Origin of the sequence: Dickeya chrysanthemi NCPPB 402 (assembly GCF_000406105.1) — a bacterium.
Lineage (GTDB): Bacteria > Pseudomonadota > Gammaproteobacteria > Enterobacterales > Enterobacteriaceae > Dickeya > Dickeya chrysanthemi.
Genome location: NZ_CM001974.1, coordinates 2,523,527 through 2,529,163 on the forward strand (window position 1 = coordinate 2,523,527; position 5,637 = coordinate 2,529,163).

Consider the following 5,637-nt stretch of genomic DNA (forward strand, 5'->3'; position numbering starts at 1 on the left):
ATGGTGCCCGAACTGTTCAGCACGCTGCCGCTGGCGTTGCCCGCCGCGTCGCGCTGTATCCACAGGCTGTTGCCCGCCAGGATGTTGCCGAACCGGTTCACCAGCGCATCCGACAGCAGCCACAGGTTGCCCCCGCCGTACAGCAGACCGCCGTTGTCTATCACCCCGCCCGCCTGCAGCAGCAGGTCCGCCGCGGTGCCGACAAAACCCCGGTTGACGATGTTGCCCTCGGCCCGCAGGCGCAGCGCGCCGCCCGCCTGGATACTGCCGCTCGCCGTCTGGTTTATCGCCGCCGCCGACAGCGTGCTGTCGCCCGTGCCCGCCACAATCCGACCCTGCTGCGTCAGCGTGCCGGTGCTGGTCACCGTCACCCCGTTGCCCTGCAGCGTCCCCGCCTGCACCAGGTCCCCCGTGACATTCAGCGTCAGTTGCCCGCCCGCCGCCAGCGTGCGGGTGAAGGTGAACGCGTTGCCGATGTCCGCCCGCAGGTCGCCCAGCGCCGCCAGCTGCCCGTTCTGCACCAGTTGCCCGGTGCGCAGCTGCAGGTTGCCTGCGCTGTACAGCCGCGCCCCGTCCGCGTTGTCGAGACGCGCCGCCTGCAGCGCCAGCCGCGTCAGCCCCAGCAGCGTGCCCCGGTTCTCCAGCGCCCCGTCGGTGGTGATGTCCAGCTGCCCCGCCTGCACCGTCCCGCGGTTGGTCCACTGCGGCAGGTGCAGCGTCAGCCCGCTCTGCGCCTGCAGCGTGCCGCCGTTGTCCAGCTGCGCGGTGGTCAGCGTCAGGTCCTGCCCCTGTACCCAGCCCGCGTTGGTCAGTTGTGGCGCGCTCAGTGCCAACTGACCGCCCGACAGCAGCTGCCCGCCGCGCTGGTTGTCCAGCCGGCTGCCGCCCGCTACCGTCAGCCCGTGACGGCCTTCCAGCTGCCCGGCGTTGCTCACCGTCGCCGCGCCCAGCGACACCGTCCCGCCCGACAGCACGGCCCCGGCGGTGTTCTCCAGGGCGTCATCCAGCGTGGCGGTCAGTTGCCCGCCGGCGGTTAGCGTGCCCTGATTGCGCAGGCGCGTGGCACGTAACGTCACGTCCCGCGCCTGCCACTGCCCGGCCTGGTCTATCGTCGCCGCACTCAGGCTGAACGCGCCGTTGCCGCCCACCCGGCTGTTCACCCCGCCCACATAGGCGCCGGTCAGCTGGATGGCGCCGTCGTCCAGCCCCAGCAGCGAGCCCTGATTGAACAGGGTGTCCGCCGTCAGCGTCAGGTCCTGACCCTGTACCCAGCCCGCGTTGGTCAGCGTGCCGGTGGTCAGCTGTCCGGCCCCGCCGCTCAGCAGCTGCCCGCCCGCCTGATTGACGATGCCGTCGCGGAAGTCCGCCGTCAGGTCGCCCAGCGCGGTCAGCGTGCCGCCGTTGTCAAACTGCCGCCCGCGCAGCGTCGCCCGCCCCTGGGTGGCCAGCCGGCCGGCATTGCTCAGGCCGGTCGCGTCAATAGTCAGCCCGCTCAGCCCGGTTATCTGTCCCCGGTTGGTCAGCGACGTCCCGCTGACGCGCAGCTCACCCGCCTGCCACACCCCGCCGTTGTCGGCGGTGTCGAGGGCCAGCGTCATGGCGCCGCCGCTCAGCAGCCGGCTGTCGGCCCCGCCGTCATAGCGCGTCACCCCGTCCAGCGTCAGCGCCGCCGTGCCCTGCATACTGCCGGCGTTGTCCACCGTGCCCGCCCGCACCGTCAGCGCATCGCCCTGCAGCACGCCGGCGTTGCTCAGCGCCGCCGCCGTGATACCGGCCGTGCCGTTGCCCAGCAGTGCGCCGTCCGCGCTATTGGTCAGTTGCCCCCGGCTGGTCACGTCCAGTTGCGACAGCCCCACCAGCCGCCCGCCGTTGGTCAGCGTGCCGGTGGTCAGCTGCAGCCGCTCGCCGCCGATGTCGCCCTGCTGCGTCACCCGGTCCGCCGTCAGCGTCACCGCCCCGTTGCCCCGCACCTGGCTGCCCGCGCCGCCGGTATAATCCTGCAACAGGGCCAGCGTGATGTCCCGCTCCGCCTGCAGCACCCCGTCATGGGTCAGCGTGTCCGCGCTCAGCCGCAGGTTTTTCCCCTGCCACTGCCCCAGACTGGTCACCGCGCCGGCCTGTATTTGCCAGTCGCCGTTGCTCAGCACCTGCCCGTCCGCGCCCACCGTCAGCCGGTCGCTCAGGGTCAGCCCGCCGCCCTGCTCCGCCAGCAGCGTGCCGCCGTTGTCCAGACTGTCGCCGGTCAGGCTCAGCGTGCGGCTCTCCAGCCGGCCGGCGTTGGTGATGGCCCCCGCCGTCAGCGTCAGCGCCCCGCCGGTCGACAGCGTGCCCGCATTGTCCACCTGACGGGCGGTGAGCCGGCCGTCGCCGTCCGCCACCAGCGTGCCGCTGTTGCTCAGCTCGCCCGCCCCGAGGGTCTGTACCTCCTGCGCCAGTCGCTGTGCCGCCCGCCGCCGCGGGTCGCCGTCCGCCGTCGGCAGCGTGACCACCAGGTCGCCGTCGCTGTGTATCCGCCCGCCGTTGCGCAGGCGGTCCGCCGTCAGCCTCAGACTGCCGGCCTGCCACTCGCCGTCGTTGACCGCCGTCGCCGCCGTCAGCACCGCCGCCCCCGGCGTCAGCAGTCTGCCGGTGCCGGTATTGGTGAGCGCGTTATCGGCCGTCAGCGTCAGCGCAGCGATACCCAGCACCTGCCCGGCGTTGCGCACGCGGCCGGCCGTGACATCAATACGCCCGCCCTGCCAGTCGCCCTGATTGTCCAGCGTGGCGGCCGTCAGACGCCCGTCCCCCTGACTCAGAAACCGGCCCCCGGCCTGATTGCGCGCCGTCCCGGTTATCGCCAGCGTCAGCGCATCCACCCCCAGCAGCGTGCCGCCGTTGTCGAGCGCCTCCGCCGTCAGGTCCAGTCGCCGCCCTTCCAGCCGCCCGGTATTGCTCAGCGTCCCGTCCGTCGTCACCGTCAGCGCCGTCAGCCCGGTGACCGTGCCGCTGTTGGTCAGTGGCCCGCCGCGAACGGCGACCGTCGCCCCCTGCCAGCGCCCGCCGCCGTTGACGAGGGCCGCGCCGCTCAGGCTCAGGGCCCCCTCGCTGTACAGGCTGCCCGCGCCGCCGTAGTTGCCGGTCAGCGTCAGCGCGCCCTGCGCCGCCATCTGCCCCGCGTTGCGCAGGTCTGCCCCGGTGACCGTCAGGTCGCCCCCTGCCGACAGCGTGCCCCGGTTGTCCAGCCCGTCCAGCGTCAGCGATGCCCCGCCGTTCACCGCCAGCGTGCCGGTGTTGGCCAGCGTCCCGCCCGTCAGCTGCAGGCGGCCGGCCTGCCCCTCGCCGGCGTTGACCACCGATGCCGCCGTCAGCACCGCCGCCCCCTGCGTCAGCAGGCGGCCGGTCCCGCGGTTGGTCAGCGCGCCGTCGGTCGTCAGCGTCAGCGCCTCCACCCCCAGCAGCGTGCCGCCGTTGTCCAGCGCCGCGGCGGTCACGGCCAGGCGGTTGCCGCTCACGGTCCCGCGGTTAGCCAGTGCCCCGCCCAGTCGCAGTGCCGTCTGTGTCGTGCCGGTCAGCGCCCCCTGATTGTCCAGCCGGTCACCCCGCAGCGTCAGCCGGTCGCCCTGCAGCGTGCCGCTGTTGCCCAGCCGCCCGCCCGCAATATCCCATGCCCCGGACGACAACAGGGTGCCGCTGTTATCCAGTTCGTCCACCGTCAGTTGCCCGTCGCCCGTCAGGCTCACCGCCCCCTGATTGCGCCACAGCCCGGTCCGCAGCTGCAGCCCCTGCGCCGATAACGCCCCGGCCGTCTCCAGCGTCCCCGACGATACCGTCACCGTCCCGCCGCTGGTCAGCGCCCCGTCCGCCGTCTGGCTGAACCCGGCCAGTGCATTCACTCCGAGCGACTGCCGCCCCTGCAGCGTCCCGCCGTTCCACAGCGAATCACCGCTCAGCGTCACCGCGCCGCCCGACAGCACCCCCCGGTTGTCCGTCTGCCCGGCGGCTATCGTCAACGCCCCGCCTGACAGCAATGAGCCACTGTTATCCAGCCCGGTCTGTGCCTGTATCGTCAGCGTCTCGTCCGCCGACAGCGTGCCGGCGTTGCCCAGCTGCGCCGTCCGTACCGCCACCTGCCGCCCGCTCACCGTGCCCCGGTTGTCCAGCCCCGGCGTCGTCAGCGTCACCCGCCCGCCCGCCAGCGTGCCCCGGTTGCCCAGGCTCGCCGCCTGCACCGACAGCGCCCCGCCCGCCAGCAGCGCCCCGTCCCACCGCGCCGCGTCCAGCCCGTCCAGCGTCAGGTCCCCCGTCGCCTGCCAGCGCCCCGACCCGCTCAGCCCGCTGCCGCTCACCGTCAGCGTCTGCGCCCCCGCGTCGCCGTCCAGCGACAACGCGCCGCCGTTCACCGTCAGCACGCTCCCCGCCTGCCACGCCCCGCCCGCCGACTGGCTCACCGCCCCTGTACTGTTCAGGCTCACCCGGTCGCCCGCCAGCTGGCTTTGCCCCAGCGCCAGCTCACGCCCCGTCAGGCTCAGCCCGTCCCCCGGCTGCACCGTCCCGTCTTCCCGCACCCCCGCGCTCAGCCCCGCGTCGGCCGCCGTGATGCGCCCGTCGCTCGCCAGCGTCAGCCCCTGGCCCGCCCGCGTCCGGCTCCCCGTCAGCGTGACGCCCTGCGCCCCGCGCAGCGTGATGCTGCCCTGCGCCTGCTGGTTGCCCTGCAGCGCCAGCGTCTCGCCCTGCGCCGTCAGCTCCCCCTGCGCCACCGCGCCGCGCACCTGCAGCCGCCCGTTCGCCGACAGCCGGATGTCGCCCTCCCGCGCGCTCAGCCCCGCCGTGTTCACCCCCACGCCCTGCTCCGTCGACACCAGTCGGATGCGGTTGGCGTACATCCCGCCCAGCGCCCCGGTGTCCAGCGCCAGCACCGGCGCCGGCCCGCTCCCCGCCTGCGCCGTCACCCGGCCGTCCGCCCCCACCCGGTTCGCCCCCAGCACCACCTGCGCGTCCCGCGCATTCAGCCCCGCCTGCAGCGACGCCGTGCGCGCTATCAGCCCGAAGTAGTCGCTGCGGCTGGCGTCCAGCCCCGCCCCGTCTATCAGGATGTCCCCGCCGCGCACGTCCAGACCGCTCAGCCCGCCCGCCGCGTCGAACTGCGGCGTGCCGGTGGTCAGCGTGAGGCGCGGGGTGTTGAGAAAGCCGCAGCCGCTGCAGGTGATGCCGTACGGGTTCGCCACCACCACGTTCGCCGCCTGACCGGCCACCTCCAGGTAGCCCGCCAGCCGGCTGCGGTTCGGCGACACCACCTCGTTGAGGATGGCCGCGGCCGCCCGGCCGTTCAGGTTGGGGTTGTTCTGAATCAGCCCGCCCAGCTGGCTCGGCGTCAGCCGGGCGGTGCCGTTGTTGAGGATAAGTCCGCGGTTGTCCACGTTGAAGTCGTGGTAGCGGTTGTGCGACAGCCCCGATGCGTCCGGCGTGGCGATGTTCACCACCGGCACCCCGTTGCCCGCCGCCTCCAGCGCCGTGTTGCCCGACGCCACCGTCACCCCCGCCGCCCACGCCGGCAGCACCGGCTGCAGCCCCGTCAGCCACACCAGCGCCCACACCATCACCCGCTGCGACGTCTTCACCGCCTTCATCCCTGAACTCCTGAGTTTTGCTGTATGAAAA

Annotated in this window: 1 protein-coding gene; it reads right to left on the bottom strand. The window is 73.3% G+C overall.

Going from position 1 to position 5,637, the window contains the following annotated elements; translation table 11 throughout:
• Positions 1 to 5,606: two-partner secretion domain-containing protein (locus DCH402_RS23100; RefSeq protein ID WP_040001174.1), on the bottom strand; the 5,606-nt coding region annotated here is incomplete at its 3' end.
• Positions 5,607 to 5,637: the final 31 nt, after the last annotated feature.